Below are 14,684 nucleotides of genomic sequence, written 5' to 3'. Positions count from 1 at the left end.
TTGTTTCTGGTCGTTCAGCGCAACGGTGAGATGGAGAATCCGATCTGCATGCGCTGCTACACCAACAGATTGAACATTTCTGGGCTGGACGACAAACGACTCTTTGTGCAGGATTTGTGAGCAACGCTCACAGGTGGATCATGCCGCGCAAACTACCGCCCCTCACTGCCCTGCCCGCCTTCGAGGCCGCCGCCAGGCATCTGAGTTTCTCCAAGGCGGCGGCTGAACTCAACGTCACCCATGGCGCGGTCAGCCGCGCAATCCGCAACATCGAGGACAGGCTGGGCATCCAGCTTTTCGATCGGGGAACGCGGTCCGTTCGCCTGACGCCGGTGGGCGCCGCCTATGCATCGGAAGTCAGGACGGCGCTGGACCAGATCGCCGCCGCCACCATCGCCGCCACGCCCGACCGCACGACAGGCATCCTGAATGTCAGCACTTCGGACGGTTTTGCCGGCCGCTGGCTGGTGCCGAGGCTGCATCGTTTCCACCGCGCCAACGCCGATATCGACGTGCGGCTGTCGACCTCCGGCGTGCTTTCCGATTTCGTCAGCGACGGCATCGACATCGCCATCCGCTACGGCAAGGGCGGCTATGCCGGAGTGACAGCGGAATTTCTCGCCGATGAAGAGGTCTTCCCCGTTTGCAGCCCGGAACTGCTGCAAGGCGAACATCCGCTGCGCTTGCCGGCGGATCTCAGGCATCACAAATTGATCCATGATGCCTTTCGCATCGATTGGGCGACATGGCTGCAACATGCCGGCGTGGCAGATGTCGATCCGAAGCGCGGCGTGCGCTTCGATTCCGCCACCTTCGCCGTCGAGGCCGCGGTGCATGGCGAAGGCGTGCTGCTCGGCCGAAGCGCGCTGGTCTCGGCCGACCTTGCGGCGGGGCGGCTGGTTCGTCCCTTCGATCTCGCGTTGAAATCCGCCTCGCGCTACTATGTCGTCTACCGCGACGGCGCGCTGCGCCAGAAAAAGATCAGGGCGTTCCGCGACTGGCTGTTTGCCGAAGTGGCGGCCGACTGGATTGGCGCGACGAAGGGCGATTGAAGCGGAGGTCTACGCTTGCAAACCCAAGCGCTGCAGCGCCGCGCAGACCCCCACCCCGCTGCTTCGCATCGACCCTCCCCACAAGGGGGAGGGTGAGGAAGGCGCCCTGCCCGCCTGCCGAACAGCGCCTTTTTTGGAAATGCGGAAAAGCTGGGCTCCCTACCTCCCCCTTGTGGGGAGGTCGGACCGGAGGTCCGGGTGGGGGTTCTGGCGCAAACTTTACTAGACTGGAGTTCCTCGCCTCACGAAGTCGGGAGAGGAGGTCGGCCCGGCACTACTCCTTTGCGCGAAAAACTTCCGGCACGACGAACACTTCGTCGGCCCGGCCATAGCCGCCGTCGGCGACCTCCTCCACCAGCACCATCGTGAAGGGGCGCGCACCCTCGCCGAAAAAGTCGACGAACATGGCTGTCGTTCGATGGATGAGGTCTTCCTTCTGCGCCCTGGAGAGCGCTGCTTGCGGTAACTTGATGTTGGCGAATGGCATGATCTTTTCCTTTCTGTGGAGTTTCAGGTTCGGGGTGGAGCGGTCGGCGACGCCTCAGACGACGCCGCCATTGGCGCGGATGATTTGTCCGTTGACCCAGAAGCTGTCCGGTCCGGCGAGGAACGAGACCAGCCCGGCAATGTCGTCGGGCTGGCCAAGCCGGCCGAGCGGGATCATCTTGCCGATGGCCTCGATCTGCGCCTCGCTCTTGCCGTCCGTGAACAGGGCGGTCTCGATCGGCCCGGGCGCCACCGCGTTGACGGTGACACGGCGCGCGCCAAGCTCCTTGGCCAGGATGTGGGTCATCGCCTCGACGCCGGCCTTGGTGGCGGCATAGACGCCATAGCCCGGCTGGTAGAGGCCAACGACGCTGCTGGAGAAGTTGACGATGCGGCCGCCGTCGCGAAGCCGGCGCGCGCCTTCCCGCATGCCGCGGAACACGCCGCCGAGATTGATCGCGATCTGCGTGTCGAACGAAGCATCGTCGGTCTGCGCCATCGGCGACATCTTCATGACGCCGGCATTGTTGACGAGGATGTCGATGCCGCCGAACGCCTTCTCGCCGGCGTCGAACAGCGCTGCGATCCCATTCGGATCGGCGATATCGGCCTGAACGGCGATCGCCTTGCCGCCGCCGGCTTCGATGCTGCGCACAAGCTCTTCGGCCTCGGCGCGGCCCCGTGCATAGTTGACGACGACGGCGACGCCGTCGCGGGCGAGCCGCTGTGCGATGGCGGCGCCGATGCCTTTGGAGGCGCCGGTCACGATCGCGGTTCTGGTTTGGCCACCCGTATCTGTTTGATTGGATGTCATGGAAGTCTCTCCGTGTGTTGGTGACACGGATATAGGTCGGGCGGCTTTCCGGATAATCAGCCACCTATTGACATCACTATTCGGAAACTGCGAACAAAGGCCATGGATCGACTGGACACGATGCGGCTCTTCGTTCGCGTTCTGGAGCGGCGCAGCTTCACCGCTGCCGCAGCCGATCTCGGCCTGCCGCGTTCAACGGCGACGGAAGCCATCCGGCGACTGGAAGAGCATCTCGGCGCGCGGCTTCTGGAACGAACGACGCGGCAGGTGAACGCCACCCAGGACGGCGAAGCCTACTATCGGCGCTGCCTGTCGATCCTGGCCGAAATCGAGGATGCCGAAGCCGCCTTCCGCAATGCGGAGCCCTTCGGGCTGCTGCGCATCGACGCCAGCACGCTGCTCACCCGCACATTCCTGTTGCCGCGCCTGCCGGAGTTCCTCGACCGCTATGCCAGAATCGACCTGCAGATCGGCCAAAGCGACCGGCTGGTCGATCTCGTGCGTGAAGGCGTCGACTGTGTCATCCGCGTCGGCGAGCTACCCGACAGCGGCATGATCATGCGGCGGCTGGCTGTCATCCGCGAGATCACCTGCGCCAGCCCTGGCTATCTCGAACGCCACGGCACGCCCGCCTCCCCCGATGCGCTCGACGGTCACCAGGCGGTGGGCTTTGTTTCGTCGCGCACTGGCGAGACCCTTCCGTTCGAATTCACCGTCGCCGGCAATATCCGTGAGGTGCGGCTGCCAGGCCGCGTCGCCGCCAACAATTCCGACACCGCCGCCGATCTGGCGCGGCTTGGCCTCGGCCTCATCCAGGCGCCGCGCTATCGCTTCGAAAAGGATCTGGCGGATGGGACGCTCGTCGAGGTGCTGGCCGACTATCCGCCATCGCCAACGCCGCTGTCGGCGCTCTACCCGCAGAACCGTCAGCTCTCGCCACGCCTGCGCGTCTTCCTCGACTGGGCCTCGCACATCTTCGCCGAGGCCGATCTCTAGGGCAATTCCAGGAAAAATGTGAACAGTTTTCTCGGGAAGCGCGCCACGGGCTGAGGCCGTTCCGGTCCAAAAGCGGACAAAAGCGAATGAGCGCACTTGATCCATAACCGAAGTTTCACGAAAATCGTCCCAAAGCCGGTTGCTGCCATTCAGCGCGCCACCTTCCGTCTGTTGGACTGGACATTGCGGCGCCTGGCCCAATCGCCGCAGATGAGGAACCGGATGGCCATTATGAGGAGACTGTTTATAACGGTCGCTGAAATCGCGATGACCAAGGGGAGACGATGCGCTACATACGTCCGCTTTCAATAGAAGATGCCGTTGGCCAGTTGGCCGGGTCGGCTGGTACGGCCGCCATCCTTGCGGGAGGCAGCGACCTCCTGGTCAGAATGAAGGGCGGCTTTGCCGAACCAGAGCTGATCGTCGACATCAAGGCGATCGACGGCTTGAGCGAGATCCGGGAAACGGCTGAAGGCTTCAGCATCGGCGCGGCGGTTCCCTGCGCCGTCCTGGGGGAGAACACCGCGCTCAGGAAGGCATGGCCCGGTGTCGTCGAGGCGGCCAAGCTGATCGGATCGAAGCAGGTGCAGGGACGCTGCACCATCGTGGGCAATCTCTGCAACGCATCGCCGGCCGCCGACAGCGTGCCGGCGCTGGTTGCCGCCGGCGCCAGGGCAGTGGTCGTCGGGCCGTCGGGCCGGCGCACGATCCCCGTGCAGAGCGTGCCGACCGCGCCGGGCAAGACGTCGCTCGCCAAAGGCGAGATCATCGAGGCGATCCTGCTCGACAGCCAAGCGCCGCGCTCGGGCGATGCCTATCTGCGTTTCATTCCACGCACCGAAATGGACATCGCGGTGGTCAGCGCCGGCGTGAACCTGACGCTCGATGAGCACGGTGTGGTCAAATCGGCCCGCGTGGCGCTGGGCGCCGTGGCGGCGACGGTGCTTCTGGTCGAAGAGGCGGCGGAGGTGCTCATCGGCTCCACGCTGGACGAGGCGACGCTGGAGCGGCTCGCCCAGGTCTGCGCGGGGGCTTGCCGTCCCATCGACGACAAGCGCGGCACTATTGAATTCCGGAGGAAAGTTGCGGGTGTGCTGGCCAAGCGGGCCGCAACGACCGCCTATGCACGTGCGGGAGGCAAATGATGGCTGGTATAGCAGTTTCAACCACAATCAACGGCGACGCTGTCGAATATCTTTGCCAGCCCGACGAGACGCTGCTCGACGTCCTGCGCGATCGGCTGGGGCTGACGGGCGCCAAGGAAGGCTGCGGCACCGGCGACTGCGGCGCCTGCAGCATCATCCTCGACGACCGGCTGGTGTGCTCGTGCCTGGTGCTCGGCGCCGAGGCTGAAGGCCGCCGCGTCGAGACCATCGAGGGCATGGCCCATGGCGACACGCTCCACCCGCTGCAGCAGAAATTCCTCGAGCATGCGGCATTGCAATGCGGCATCTGCACGCCGGGCTTCCTGATCGCGGCCAAGGACCTTTTGGCCAAGAACCCCGACCCGACCGAGGAGGAAATCCGCTTCGGCCTTGCCGGGAACCTGTGCCGCTGCACCGGCTACGACAAGATCGTGCGCGCCGTTCAGGACGCGGCCGTCGTGATGAAGGGAGCCTGAGATGAATTTCGATCCACGTTTTTCCGGACGTAAATTCACCTCCGTCGGCACGCGTCCGATCCGTCCCGACGGCATCGACAAAGTGACGGGCCGCGCGCGCTACGGCGCCGACTTCAACATGGCCGGCCAGCTGGTCGGGCGTGTTCTCAGAAGCCCGCATGCTCACGCCAGGATCGTCAAGATCGACATTTCGAAAGCGGAGAAGCTCGCCGGCGTGAAGGCGGTGATCACTGCGGCCGACCTGCCGGACCTCACCGATGGCGATGCCGCCATGTACGACGTCCTCGACAATTGCATGGCACGCACGAAAGCGCTCTATGACGGCCACGCGGTGGCCGCGGTCGCTGCGATCGACGCCCGCACCGCCAGGCGGGCGCTGAAGCTCATCGAGGTCGAATACGAGCTTTTGCCGCATGTCACCGATGTCGACGAGGCGGCGAAGCACACGGCGCCCTTGATCAATGATGCCATCTTCACCGAGGGGCTCGAGGAAAAGCCGGTAAAACCCTCCAACGTCACCAAGCGCAGCCAGTTTGGCCATGGCGATGTCCATCAGGGTTTCGGCCACGCCGACTTCATCGTCGAGCGCTCCTTCAAGACCGAGCAGACGCATCAGGGCTATATCGAGCCGCATGCCTGCGTGGCGAATTTCAGCTCGGACGGCACCGCTGATCTCTGGGTCTGCACGCAAGGGCATTTCGTCTACCGCCAGCATTGCGCCCAGCTGCTTGGCATGGAAGCCTCGAAACTGCGCGTCACCTCCTCGGAGATCGGCGGCGGTTTTGGCGGCAAGACCCATGTCTGGGCCGAGCCGGTGGCGCTGGCGCTGTCGCGCAAGGCTGGACGGCCGGTGAAGCTGGTGATGACCCGCGACGAGGTGTTCCGCGCCTCGGGCCCGACCAGCGCCACCTCGATCGACGTCAAGATCGGCGCCCGCAAGGACGGCACGATCACCGCCGCCGAAGCGACGCTGCGCTACAGCTGCGGCCCGTATGCCGGCTCCTGGGCCGAGATCGGCGCCATGACGGCGTTCGCCTGCTACAAGCTCGATAACGTCAAGACGGTCGGCTACGAAGTGCTGGTCAACCGGCCGAAGACCGCGGCCTATCGCGCGCCTTCGGCGCCGATGGCGGCGTTTGCGGTGGAAAGCGCGGTCGACGAGCTGGCCAAGAAGATCGGCATGGATCCGGTCGACTTCCGCATCAGGAACGCCGCGCAGGAAGGCACAAGATCCTCCTACGGCCCGGTCTACGGCCCGATCGGCATCGGCCCGACGCTCGAGGCGGTGAAGAGCCATCCGCACATGAAGGCGCCGCTTGGCCCGAACCAGGGCCGTGGCATGGCTTGCGGCTTCTGGTTCAACTTCGGCGGCCAGACCTGCACCGACCTCAACATCGGCATGGACGGCTCGGTCTCGCTGGCCGTCGGCACGGTCGATGTCGGTGGTTCGCGCGCGTCGCTGTCGCTGGTGGCGGCGGAGGAACTCGGCATCGACTATTCCCAAGTCAAGGCGATCGTCGCCGACACCTCCAGCCTCGGCTACAACGACATGACGGACGGCAGCCGCGGCACCTTCTCCTCCTCCATGGCGACGATCTCGGCCGCCCGCAATGCGATTCTGATCCTGCGCGAGCGCGCCGCGCAGATGTGGGACATTGCCGTCGACGACGTGGTCTGGGAAAAGGGCCACGCGATCGCCAAGGGCGAGAAGCACGGCAATCTCGGCAAGCTGTCGCTGAAGGAGATCGCGGTCGAATCGGGCAAGACCGGCGGACCGATCGCCGGCCACAGCGAACTCGTCGCCGATGGCGCCGGCGTCTCCTTCGCCACCCATATCTGCGATATCGAGGTCGATCCCGAGACCGGCGCAACCAGGGTCATCCGCTACACGGTGGTGCAGGACGCCGGCAAGGCGGTGCACCCGACCTATGTCGAGGGACAGTACCAGGGCGGCGCCGCGCAAGGCATCGGCTGGGCCCTCAACGAGGAGTATATCTACGGCAAGGACGGCCGGCTGCAGAACGCCGGCTTCCTCGACTACCGCATCCCGGTCTGCTCGGACCTGCCGATGATCGACACGCAGATCCTCGAAATCCCCAACCCCAACCATCCCTACGGGGTGCGCGGTGTCGGCGAGACGTCGATCGTGCCGCCGCTGGCGGCGATCGCCAATGCGGTGTCGAACGCCGCGGGCGTGCGCATGACGCACATCCCGATGTCGCCGCCGCGCATCCTGGCGGCGATCGAGGCGGCTAGAGCATGATGCCGAAAAGTGCGAAGCGGTTTTCGGATAACATCATGCTCCATCCCGAATAGGGGTCTCGCGAATGGTCGAAGTAACGCTCTGGGGCTCGCTCGCCGCGACCGCCGGAGGCAACAGCAAGGTCGAGATCGAGGCCAAGGACATAAGGGAGCTGTTCAGGAAGCTGGCTGAACAGTATCCCGGCCTCGAGCCCTGGATCGAGAAAGGCATCGCGGTTGCGATCGACGGGACGATCTATCGCGATACGTGGTCGAAGAAGCTGCCGGAGGGGGCGGAGATTTTTTTGCTGCCGAGGCTGGCGGGGGGATAGGCGAACACCTGGCAGGGTAAAAAGTGCACTGTCACCGTAACTCGACACCGTAACTCGTAATTCACGTAATTCAGCGGACGCTCATCAGCGGGCGGCGCGATCTCCGCGGACACCTTTACAATCAGCGCGTCGGCCCGTGCCGGCGCGGATAATCCAACGCCTACTCAGCAAGCCAATCGTTTAGCACCTCGACATGAATAGCAAAGTCTCGTCCTTCGCCGGGTCCACCTTTGTGGACGACACCGGCGACCGCGTCGTTGCTGTCGAGAATGGGACCACCAGACATGCCCTGTGAAAGCTTTTGCGTCACTTCGATCAACTTAACACCGTGCTTGACAGGAAGTGAGCTCACCTTCCCATCTCGTACATTGAGCCTGTCGCCAGGACCAAAGCTTGGATAGCCGACTGCGATCAACTCTTGACCGACAGCAACGGCGTGAGTTGATCGCTCGAAGTCGAAATACTCGGTAGTTGGGATAGCGTGACCAAGAATCGCAAGATCACGATGCTTGTCTCGCTTGAGCACGGTCGCCGTGAATCTGTTAGCAAACTTACTCGGGTGATAGACCTCAATTTCGTCCACTCCCTCTACGCAATGCGCGGCGGTGACAAGGCCGACATCCTTGAGGAAGAATGCACTGCCCTGCAACAACTTGAGCTTCTCGCCCTCACCCTCACAATACTCGATAACCCACACAGCCCGGTCCCGGATCTCGTCCGCAGTCGGCGTCACCTCGATCTTTCGGTCCGGGAAGCTAGCGTTGAAACGGATAGCAATAGCCCGAAATACAGGGTCAGATTGGCCTCGGATGTACTTAAGCCAGGTGATCTTGCCTCCGAGATGCTTGCCAAGGTCGGACGAGCCACCATGGTCTCTCTTGAATTTCGCCTGCGCGGCCGTTCTGCCCAGTGTCTCCACCGAATAGAGCGCTGCCCGAATATTTCGGACATAGCGACGGTCTACATTGATTAGCTCGTTGATCTTGAGCCCGGTAACCATCCGGCGCGAATTTCGGTCGGCGTAGTGTGCCTTTGCGGGGTTTATCGCGAATCCGTTACTGACGACGATGTTGCGCAGGGCCGAAACGAGGAGATCGGGTGCGAAATGGCCCAAGGGCTGAGCCGGTCCCTCGAACAGCGCCGCCATGGGTTGATGGCTCGAAAGCGTGATGTCATCTGCATAGCGTGTGTAGATGCAGCGTACGCCCTTCGCGAAGGCAAGCAGTTCCTTATCCAAGCGAAAACAGATCATGTTGGAGAGGACAGGACTGGTTGGCGCGCCCTGAGGCAGATGAGAGTTGGAGCAGCAGAGACGGGTAATGATGCTTGCTACGCGACTGTCGATGCCGAGAGCTTCAAGGACGCCAGTGACTCGGCTTTCGGTGATCGATGGAAAGAAATCCTTCAGATCGATGTTAAGCACGTAGCGCTTACGCAGGTGCGCCAACGCGTTGGTCTTTACCGATTTTCCAGAGACAAAACCATGGACTGGATTTCGAACGCGATAGAGCCGGTCAAGTAGCGGAGCGATCTGCCTCTGAAGATATTTGAGGCGCTCGTTCGGCGCGCTGATAATCCTGGTCTTGTCCTTCCCCTTGGCGATCTCGAACTGGTGGTACATGCGTCCGCGAAACCACCAGATCTTTTTCAACTCCTTGGCTGACATGCCCAAATAGGTGAGAAGCGAAGCTTCATTGGCCAACTCAGGAGGTATTGTGGCGCGGACAACAGGGATACCAAAATAGGACGTCGGCACGAGGTCTCCCTTCCAATCACGCCATGTGACGCGTTTATTGATGGCGCGCACGATATGTGCAGACATTAGCTCTTACGCCGCAGTTACTACAGCGCGTATGCGAGGGGAGACCTCGTGTGACGAGGCCTATCAGTTCTTTGGTGAGTCTTCAAACCTGCTCGTAGATATTTTGCGGATCATCCGAGTTGCATTCGGCATTACGAATGAACGGCCACTTTTGGCGCAGCTCTCCCGCGTGAATGACAGAGAAGGCGCAGTGCTGTCTTTCAGAGTTTCGCCTGCCATAGTCGCCTCGAGCCAAAAGCAGCCGCCTCTCCCCTACCTTTCCTCCACAATCCGCAAATACGCTGCCGTCACGAACAGCACGATCAGCCCGAACAAGATCCGCCTTGCGCCTTCGGGCATCTGCAGGATGGTCAGCAGGGTCGTCAGCACGGTCAGGATCAGGGCGCCGATGATGGTGCCGGTGTAGCCGCCGCGGCCGCCGAAGATGGAGGTGCCGCCGATGACGGCGGCGGCCACCGAGGGCAGCACCAGCGGTTCGGCGAGCGAGAGGGAAGGGGCCTTGATCAGGCCGATATAGAGCAAGCCGGTGATGCCGGCGAGCACGCTTGAGGTGATGAAGAGCGCGGCTACTACTTGGCAGTAGTGGGCGTGTGATGGCAACGCTTCGCTTCTTGGTGTCGCAAAAATTTGCGCCGTCACCAAGAAGCAGAGCTCTCTCACTGCAAGATGTCCTTCGCCGGCGAAGCGGCCGCAGGCAACACGCCAATTCCACTGATGATGTAGCCCGGATCATCAGAGTACGAGAAGACTTTTGTAATGACACCTGATTTCAGGGCTTCAGCGCTTTGGAGGTTGTAGAGACCGTAAGGTGTCGCAAGTCCCATCATGGCGAACACGTCGTGGCTGCTGACGCCCATTTCGTCGAGGTAGGTGGAAAGCATTTGCTTCAACGTGGGGTCGGACCGCGTCGAAATTGCATCGAGGTCTCTTCTCCCGGTCTGTTCGGATCCTTTGTAGCCATTGACCGTTATTTGATGGAGGCCGATGCGGGCATTAGCAGCTGCAGCGCGAACCTGGCCGCCCATAAATGCAAGTGGGCAAGCCGAGAAGCAATAGGCGCCTCCTGAGTGGACTTCACCTTGCGACCAGCCGTTCTGGACGATTTTTTCTGGACAGCGCGGTACAAGCATTGGGCAGCCGTTTAGCAGCGTTCTGCCCACTGCGGTTTCCAGGCCGGCGGCGCGGATCATGCGCCCAACCGAAAGCGCGGCAGCCACGTCCCCGCCGGGAGACTGAAACACGACAGGAAGTTTCTTGCCCTTCAGCCGTTTCAGAAACTTCTTGAACCGTCTGCCGGTGTCACCTGTTATGGCGCCTTCGGCCGATATCCATTGGATGCAGGTTTGCGTGCAGTCGCCGTTGCGCACCAGAGCAAAATTCATTGGCCACTCGTCGGGAACTTGCTTTGTTTCTGCGGCCGATGCTGCCGCAATCAAGCAAAAAAGAGATGCGGCGATGATGAGGTAAACGGTCGGCAGTAAAGCAACGCGCATTGCCATGATGATAGCTCAATCAACCTTCATAGTCATGGTCACTGTCGACTTGCCGTGGTTGACTTGGCTTTTTCCAGCGGCGACGAAAACAAAGGTGTCAGTGCCCTTGTAGTCACTTTGGGCCTGATAGGTGAGGACCGAGCGGCTGAGGGCCGTGACGACGCCATGCTGAGGGCGGGAAATGATTTTCAGAGTTGTGAGGGTACCGCTGGCTCGGATAGGAAATACACACTTTTGGCCACTATGGACCATGGCGCTGCCAGTCGCGTCCACGCCGAGCCAGAAACGCAATCGCCACGGACATTCGTCCGCCTGCGCTGATGTTGCAAGGCTCATGCCGAGAAAGCCGGCGAGAGCAAGGGCTGAAAGTCTGGTGGAGATCATGGAATAGCACTTTCTTGCCAGATGAGATTTAAATAAAGCATCGGATTGTCGCGTGTCGATCCATGCCCGAAGCCGATCAATCTTTCGGACTCGGTGGAATCAACAACTCTTCGAAATTGCAAGTCAAATATATTGGCAGAATCCGACCAATGCCCTTGGTCTGCAGAATTATCTGAGCCCATTAAAAAATAGCGTCAGCTTTTCCTTGGATTTCTCCACATCCGCGATCCCCCCCGCCTACAGGCAGGGATTTCTGCATATTGGTGGTATGTCATGCAATGGATTTTATTTTCTATTTGAAATTGGCGTCATGAATTGGCCGAGCTTCAGGCTGTCTTGATCGCCTTGTTTGTGATCTGATCCGCCGCCATCGTTGGCTCTTCTGGTTTTACCTCTCCTCGACAATCCTCAGATAAGCCGCGGTGACGAACAGCACGATCAGCCCGAACAAGATCCGCCTCGCCCCCTCCGGCATCTGCAAAATCGTCAGCAGCGTCGTCAGCACGGTCAGGATCAGGGCGCCGATGATGGTGCCGGTGTAGCCGCCGCGGCCGCCGAAGATGGAGGTGCCGCCGGTGACGGCGGCGGCCACCGAGGGCAGCACCAGCGGTTCGGCGAGCGACAGCGAGGGGGCCTTGATCAGGCCGATATAGAGCAGGCCGGTGGTGCCGGCGAGCATGCTGGAGGTCACATAAGGCCAACGGCGGCTCTCCATCGCCGCTTCGCAGCCCGGCGCCTTTGCCCGGGAAGGCGCGGCAGGGCTATGGATACTTCGTCGGCGGCACCCCAGGGTTCAAATCGCCCTGCAGTTCCTTCGGCAGCGGCAGGCTTGAGCATTGCAGGTGCACTTCACGGGCGAACAGCTTTCGTTGCTTCTGCTCATGCTCCTTGATGGCTGCGACGAGCCCCATCGAGTATGGACCAAGCAGGACGCCGAAACCCCACCCCGGATGCTCTTTCTCGCGAGCCTCGTAATCCGAAGCCGCCCTGCGGGCCTGCTGGCATGCCGGCGAAGCCCATTTCTGGTCCTGCTGCGAAAGCGACGCCTCATAGTCGACCGGGGAGGTCGCGCATCCGGCCACTGCCGCGGTCAATGCGAGGCAGATTGCGATTCTCATCCGAAGCCTCTCCTGAGCCTTGTGAAGGGCCTGCATAGACCTCTTCATCCCGCAAGGCGATAGCTGCGGTCGGGCGCCTTCCCCACCCTTCGCAACCCGCCGCCCTCTCCCCGGCCCTCCAGCCGCCGGATTCGAACCCATGCCTGGAACCAAATCGCGGGGCCTGGAACCAAATCACGGGCGAGACTGTTCAGTTGTAACTTTGATCCGACGCTGCGGCCGGCAAAGCGGCTACATTGAGGAGTTCTCACCATGAAGATTTCATCCGGATTTCGTTCCATCGCGGTTGCCGCCATCGCCACCGCGAGCATCGGCTTTGCCAGCGCCGCGCATGCCGACAGCGGCACGATCCGCTTCGCCGTCTACAAGGCTGCCTTCTTTGTCGGTGGCTCCGGAGGCGAAGGAACGCTGACCTTCCATGGCCGCCGCTATCCCATCTCGGTCGGCGGCGTCTCGGGCGGTCTCGCCTTCGGCGTCTCCAAAACCTATTTTCAAGGTACCGTGCGCCACATCAAACGCGCACGGGATGTGACCGGGGTCTATGGTGCGGCAGGCGGTGGCGGCGCGCTTGGCAAAGGGGCTCAGGTGATCGTCATGAGCAACGACAAGGGCGCCCGGCTCGAATTGACGGGCAGGCAGGTCGGCCTGCAGGTCAACGCCGACCTCAGCGGCATGAGCATCTCGCTGCGGTAAGGGCCTAGCTCCTCAATCCCGGCGCTTCCTGCCCCGTCCGCTCGACATATTCCGTATAGCCACCGCCATAGGTGTGGATGCCTTCGGGCGTCAATTCCAGCACGCGGTTGGAAAGCGCCGCCAGAAAATGTCGGTCGTGCGAGACGAACAGCATGGTGCCCTCGTACTGCGAAAGTGCGGTGATCAGCATCTCCTTGGTGGCGATGTCGAGATGGTTGGTCGGCTCGTCCAGCACCAGAAGGTTGGGCGGGTCGAACAGCATCAGCGCCATCACCAACCGCGCCTTCTCACCGCCTGACAGCACACGGCATTTCTTCTCGATCTCGTCGCCGGAAAAACCGAAGCAGCCGGCGAGTGCCCGCAGCGGCGCCTGGCCAGCTTGCGGAAACGCGTCCTCCAGTGTCTGAAACACAGTGCGCTCGCCTTCCAGCACTTCCATCGCGTGCTGGGCGAAATAACCCATTTTGACACTTGGCCCGCGCGCCACCGTGCCGGTGTCGGGCTCGGAAGCGCCGGCGACCAGCTTCAGGAGCGTCGACTTGCCGGCGCCGTTGACGCCCATGATGCACCAGCGCTCGCGGCGGCGGACCTGGAAGTCGAGCCCCTCATAGATGGAGCGGCTGCCATAGCCCTTGTGGACGTTCTTCAGCGTCACGACATCCTCGCCGCAGCGCGGCGCCGGCAGGAAATCGAACGAAACCGTCTGGCGGCGCTTGGGCGGCTCGACGCGGTCGATCTTGTCCAGCTTCTTCACCCGGCTCTGCACCTGCGCGGCATGCGAGGCGCGCGCCTTGAAGCGCTCGATGAAGGCGATCTCCTTGGCCAGCATCGCCTGCTGGCGTTCGAACTGCGCCTGCTGCTGCTTGTCGGCGATCGCCCGCTGCTGCTGGTAGAATTCATAATTGCCGGAATAGCCGGTCAGCGAACCGCCATCGATCTCGACCACCTTGTTGACGATGCGGTTCATGAACTCGCGGTCGTGCGAGGTCATCAGCAGCGCGCCGTCATAATTTTTCAGGAAGGACTCCAGCCAGATCAGGCTCTCCAGATCGAGATGGTTGCTTGGCTCATCGAGCAGCATGGCGTCGGGCCGCATCAACAGGATGCGGGCCAGCGCCACGCGCATCTTCCAGCCGCCGGACAGCTTTCCGACATCGCCGTCCATCATCTCCTGCGAAAAGCCGAGACCGTCCAGCACTTCGCGGGCGCGGCCATCCAGCGCATAACCGTCGAGTTCCTCGAAGCGGTGCTGCGCCTCGCCATATTTTTCGATGATCTCGTCCATCCGGTCGGCCTGCTCGGGATCGGCCATGGCCGCCTCGAGGGCTGCCATCTCGGCCGCGACTTCGGACACCGGCCCGGCGCCGTTCATCACTTCGGCCACAGCGCTGTGGCCTTCCATGTCGCCGACATCCTGGCTGAAATAGCCGATGGTGACGCCGCGATCGACCTGCACCTGGCCTTCGTCGGGCTGCTCCTGGCCGGTGATCATGCGAAACAGCGTCGTCTTGCCGGCGCCGTTCGGCCCGACGAGGCCGACCTTCTCGCCCTTCTGCAGCGACGCCGACGCTTCGATGAAGACAAGCTGACGGCCGTTCTGCTTGCTGATGCTTTCAAGTCTGATCATGCGGT

At 62.0% G+C, this 14,684-nt stretch carries 14 protein-coding genes and 2 pseudogenes; 7 read left to right on the top strand and 9 right to left on the bottom strand.

Annotation, left to right across the window (positions count from 1 at the left end; genetic code table 11):
- Positions 1-140 precede the first annotated feature (140 nt).
- Positions 141-1,052 (top strand): transcriptional regulator GcvA, encoded by a 912-nt coding sequence (locus NKI66_RS16275; RefSeq protein WP_128304584.1) that lies wholly within the window; start codon positions 141-143, stop codon positions 1,050-1,052.
- A 274-nt stretch (positions 1,053-1,326) separates the two neighbouring features.
- Here NKI66_RS16275 and NKI66_RS16270 read toward each other — a convergent pair whose 3' ends face one another.
- Together NKI66_RS16270 and NKI66_RS16265 are read right to left on the bottom strand one after the other, a co-directional pair.
- Entirely contained in the window at positions 1,327-1,539 is a 213-nt protein-coding gene (locus tag NKI66_RS16270; RefSeq protein ID WP_023813355.1) for a tautomerase family protein, read from the bottom strand.
- A 54-nt stretch (positions 1,540-1,593) separates the two neighbouring features.
- On the bottom strand, positions 1,594-2,352 hold the full coding sequence (locus NKI66_RS16265; RefSeq protein ID WP_023813354.1) for an SDR family oxidoreductase: 759 nt from the start codon (positions 2,350-2,352) through the stop codon (positions 1,594-1,596).
- A gap of 102 nt (positions 2,353-2,454) precedes the next feature.
- Between NKI66_RS16265 and NKI66_RS16260 the strand changes: the two genes are divergently transcribed.
- The 5 genes from NKI66_RS16260 to NKI66_RS16240 all read left to right on the top strand — a co-directional run bounded on the left by NKI66_RS16260 (position 2,455) and on the right by NKI66_RS16240 (position 7,542).
- Positions 2,455-3,348, top strand: coding sequence for a LysR family transcriptional regulator (locus tag NKI66_RS16260; RefSeq protein ID WP_352752243.1), 894 nt, complete (start codon positions 2,455-2,457; stop codon positions 3,346-3,348).
- Positions 3,349-3,632: 284 nt separating this feature from the next.
- Positions 3,633-4,493: an FAD binding domain-containing protein gene (locus tag NKI66_RS16255; protein WP_352752241.1), complete on the top strand. Its 861-nt coding sequence runs from the start codon at positions 3,633-3,635 to the stop codon at positions 4,491-4,493.
- On the top strand, positions 4,493-4,969 hold the full coding sequence (locus NKI66_RS16250; protein WP_352752239.1) for a (2Fe-2S)-binding protein: 477 nt from the start codon (positions 4,493-4,495) through the stop codon (positions 4,967-4,969). Before NKI66_RS16255 ends, NKI66_RS16250 begins: the two co-directional genes overlap by 1 nt.
- Before the next feature lies 1 nt (position 4,970).
- The gene (locus NKI66_RS16245) at positions 4,971-7,232 is read left to right on the top strand and encodes a xanthine dehydrogenase family protein molybdopterin-binding subunit (RefSeq protein ID WP_352752237.1); all 2,262 of its coding nucleotides are present in this window, start codon (positions 4,971-4,973) and stop codon (positions 7,230-7,232) included.
- 64 nt (positions 7,233-7,296) lie between these two features.
- Positions 7,297-7,542, top strand: a complete 246-nt coding sequence (locus NKI66_RS16240; RefSeq protein ID WP_127398960.1) for a MoaD/ThiS family protein — start codon at positions 7,297-7,299, stop codon at positions 7,540-7,542.
- A gap of 160 nt (positions 7,543-7,702) precedes the next feature.
- On the opposite strand, the gene NKI66_RS16235 is transcribed toward NKI66_RS16240, so the two are convergent.
- The 6 genes and pseudogenes from NKI66_RS16235 to NKI66_RS16210 form a co-directional block, all read right to left on the bottom strand.
- The gene (locus tag NKI66_RS16235) at positions 7,703-9,364 is read right to left on the bottom strand and encodes a reverse transcriptase domain-containing protein (RefSeq protein ID WP_352752235.1); all 1,662 of its coding nucleotides are present in this window, start codon (positions 9,362-9,364) and stop codon (positions 7,703-7,705) included.
- Positions 9,365-9,616: 252 nt separating this feature from the next.
- A pseudogene (locus NKI66_RS16230) lies at positions 9,617-9,958 on the bottom strand (ABC transporter permease subunit); the annotation flags it as partial.
- A 62-nt stretch (positions 9,959-10,020) separates the two neighbouring features.
- Positions 10,021-10,863 (bottom strand): COG3904 family protein, encoded by an 843-nt coding sequence (locus tag NKI66_RS16225; protein ID WP_352752233.1) that lies wholly within the window; start codon positions 10,861-10,863, stop codon positions 10,021-10,023.
- Positions 10,864-10,872: 9 nt separating this feature from the next.
- Complete coding sequence (locus tag NKI66_RS16220) at positions 10,873-11,241, bottom strand: Ig-like domain-containing protein (RefSeq protein ID WP_352752231.1); 369 nt, start codon at positions 11,239-11,241, stop codon at positions 10,873-10,875.
- A 388-nt stretch (positions 11,242-11,629) separates the two neighbouring features.
- Positions 11,630-11,935 (bottom strand): annotated as a pseudogene (locus NKI66_RS16215) (ABC transporter permease); the annotation flags it as partial.
- Between the two features lie 67 nt (positions 11,936-12,002).
- Positions 12,003-12,359: a hypothetical protein gene (locus tag NKI66_RS16210; RefSeq protein WP_031213633.1), complete on the bottom strand. Its 357-nt coding sequence runs from the start codon at positions 12,357-12,359 to the stop codon at positions 12,003-12,005.
- Positions 12,360-12,611: 252 nt separating this feature from the next.
- Between NKI66_RS16210 and NKI66_RS16205 the strand changes: the two genes are divergently transcribed.
- Positions 12,612-13,052, top strand: a complete 441-nt coding sequence (locus NKI66_RS16205; RefSeq protein WP_023813342.1) for a lipid-binding SYLF domain-containing protein — start codon at positions 12,612-12,614, stop codon at positions 13,050-13,052.
- 4 nt (positions 13,053-13,056) lie between these two features.
- On the opposite strand, the gene abc-f is transcribed toward NKI66_RS16205, so the two are convergent.
- Positions 13,057-14,679, bottom strand: a complete 1,623-nt coding sequence (abc-f, locus tag NKI66_RS16200; RefSeq protein WP_352721035.1) for a ribosomal protection-like ABC-F family protein — start codon at positions 14,677-14,679, stop codon at positions 13,057-13,059.
- Positions 14,680-14,684 lie beyond the last annotated feature (5 nt).

The sequence above is a fragment of the Mesorhizobium sp. M0518 genome, from assembly GCF_040321125.1.
Taxonomy (GTDB): domain Bacteria; phylum Pseudomonadota; class Alphaproteobacteria; order Rhizobiales; family Rhizobiaceae; genus Mesorhizobium.
Note: the sequence above shows the minus strand (reverse complement) of the source record. Positions and strands in the feature narration are given on the sequence as shown.

Bases quoted from the DNA above. Each gene is read 5' to 3' on its own strand.
- NKI66_RS16220 (WP_352752231.1), bottom strand. From the start codon at position 11,241: ATGATCTCCACCAGACTTTCAGCCCTTGCTCTCGCCGGCTTTCTCGGC.
- NKI66_RS16245 (WP_352752237.1), top strand. From the start codon at position 4,971: ATGAATTTCGATCCACGTTTTTCCGGACGTAAATTCACCTCCGTCGGC.
- abc-f (WP_352721035.1), bottom strand. From the start codon at position 14,679: ATGATCAGACTTGAAAGCATCAGCAAGCAGAACGGCCGTCAGCTTGTC.
- NKI66_RS16260 (WP_352752243.1), top strand. From the start codon at position 2,455: ATGGATCGACTGGACACGATGCGGCTCTTCGTTCGCGTTCTGGAGCGG.
- NKI66_RS16235 (WP_352752235.1), bottom strand. From the start codon at position 9,364: ATGTCTGCACATATCGTGCGCGCCATCAATAAACGCGTCACATGGCGT.
- NKI66_RS16265 (WP_023813354.1), bottom strand. From the start codon at position 2,352: ATGACATCCAATCAAACAGATACGGGTGGCCAAACCAGAACCGCGATC.
- NKI66_RS16210 (WP_031213633.1), bottom strand. From the start codon at position 12,359: ATGAGAATCGCAATCTGCCTCGCATTGACCGCGGCAGTGGCCGGATGC.
- NKI66_RS16270 (WP_023813355.1), bottom strand. From the start codon at position 1,539: ATGCCATTCGCCAACATCAAGTTACCGCAAGCAGCGCTCTCCAGGGCG.
- NKI66_RS16275 (WP_128304584.1), top strand. From the start codon at position 141: ATGCCGCGCAAACTACCGCCCCTCACTGCCCTGCCCGCCTTCGAGGCC.
- NKI66_RS16250 (WP_352752239.1), top strand. From the start codon at position 4,493: ATGGCTGGTATAGCAGTTTCAACCACAATCAACGGCGACGCTGTCGAA.
- NKI66_RS16255 (WP_352752241.1), top strand. From the start codon at position 3,633: ATGCGCTACATACGTCCGCTTTCAATAGAAGATGCCGTTGGCCAGTTG.
- NKI66_RS16205 (WP_023813342.1), top strand. From the start codon at position 12,612: ATGAAGATTTCATCCGGATTTCGTTCCATCGCGGTTGCCGCCATCGCC.
- NKI66_RS16240 (WP_127398960.1), top strand. From the start codon at position 7,297: ATGGTCGAAGTAACGCTCTGGGGCTCGCTCGCCGCGACCGCCGGAGGC.
- NKI66_RS16225 (WP_352752233.1), bottom strand. From the start codon at position 10,863: ATGGCAATGCGCGTTGCTTTACTGCCGACCGTTTACCTCATCATCGCC.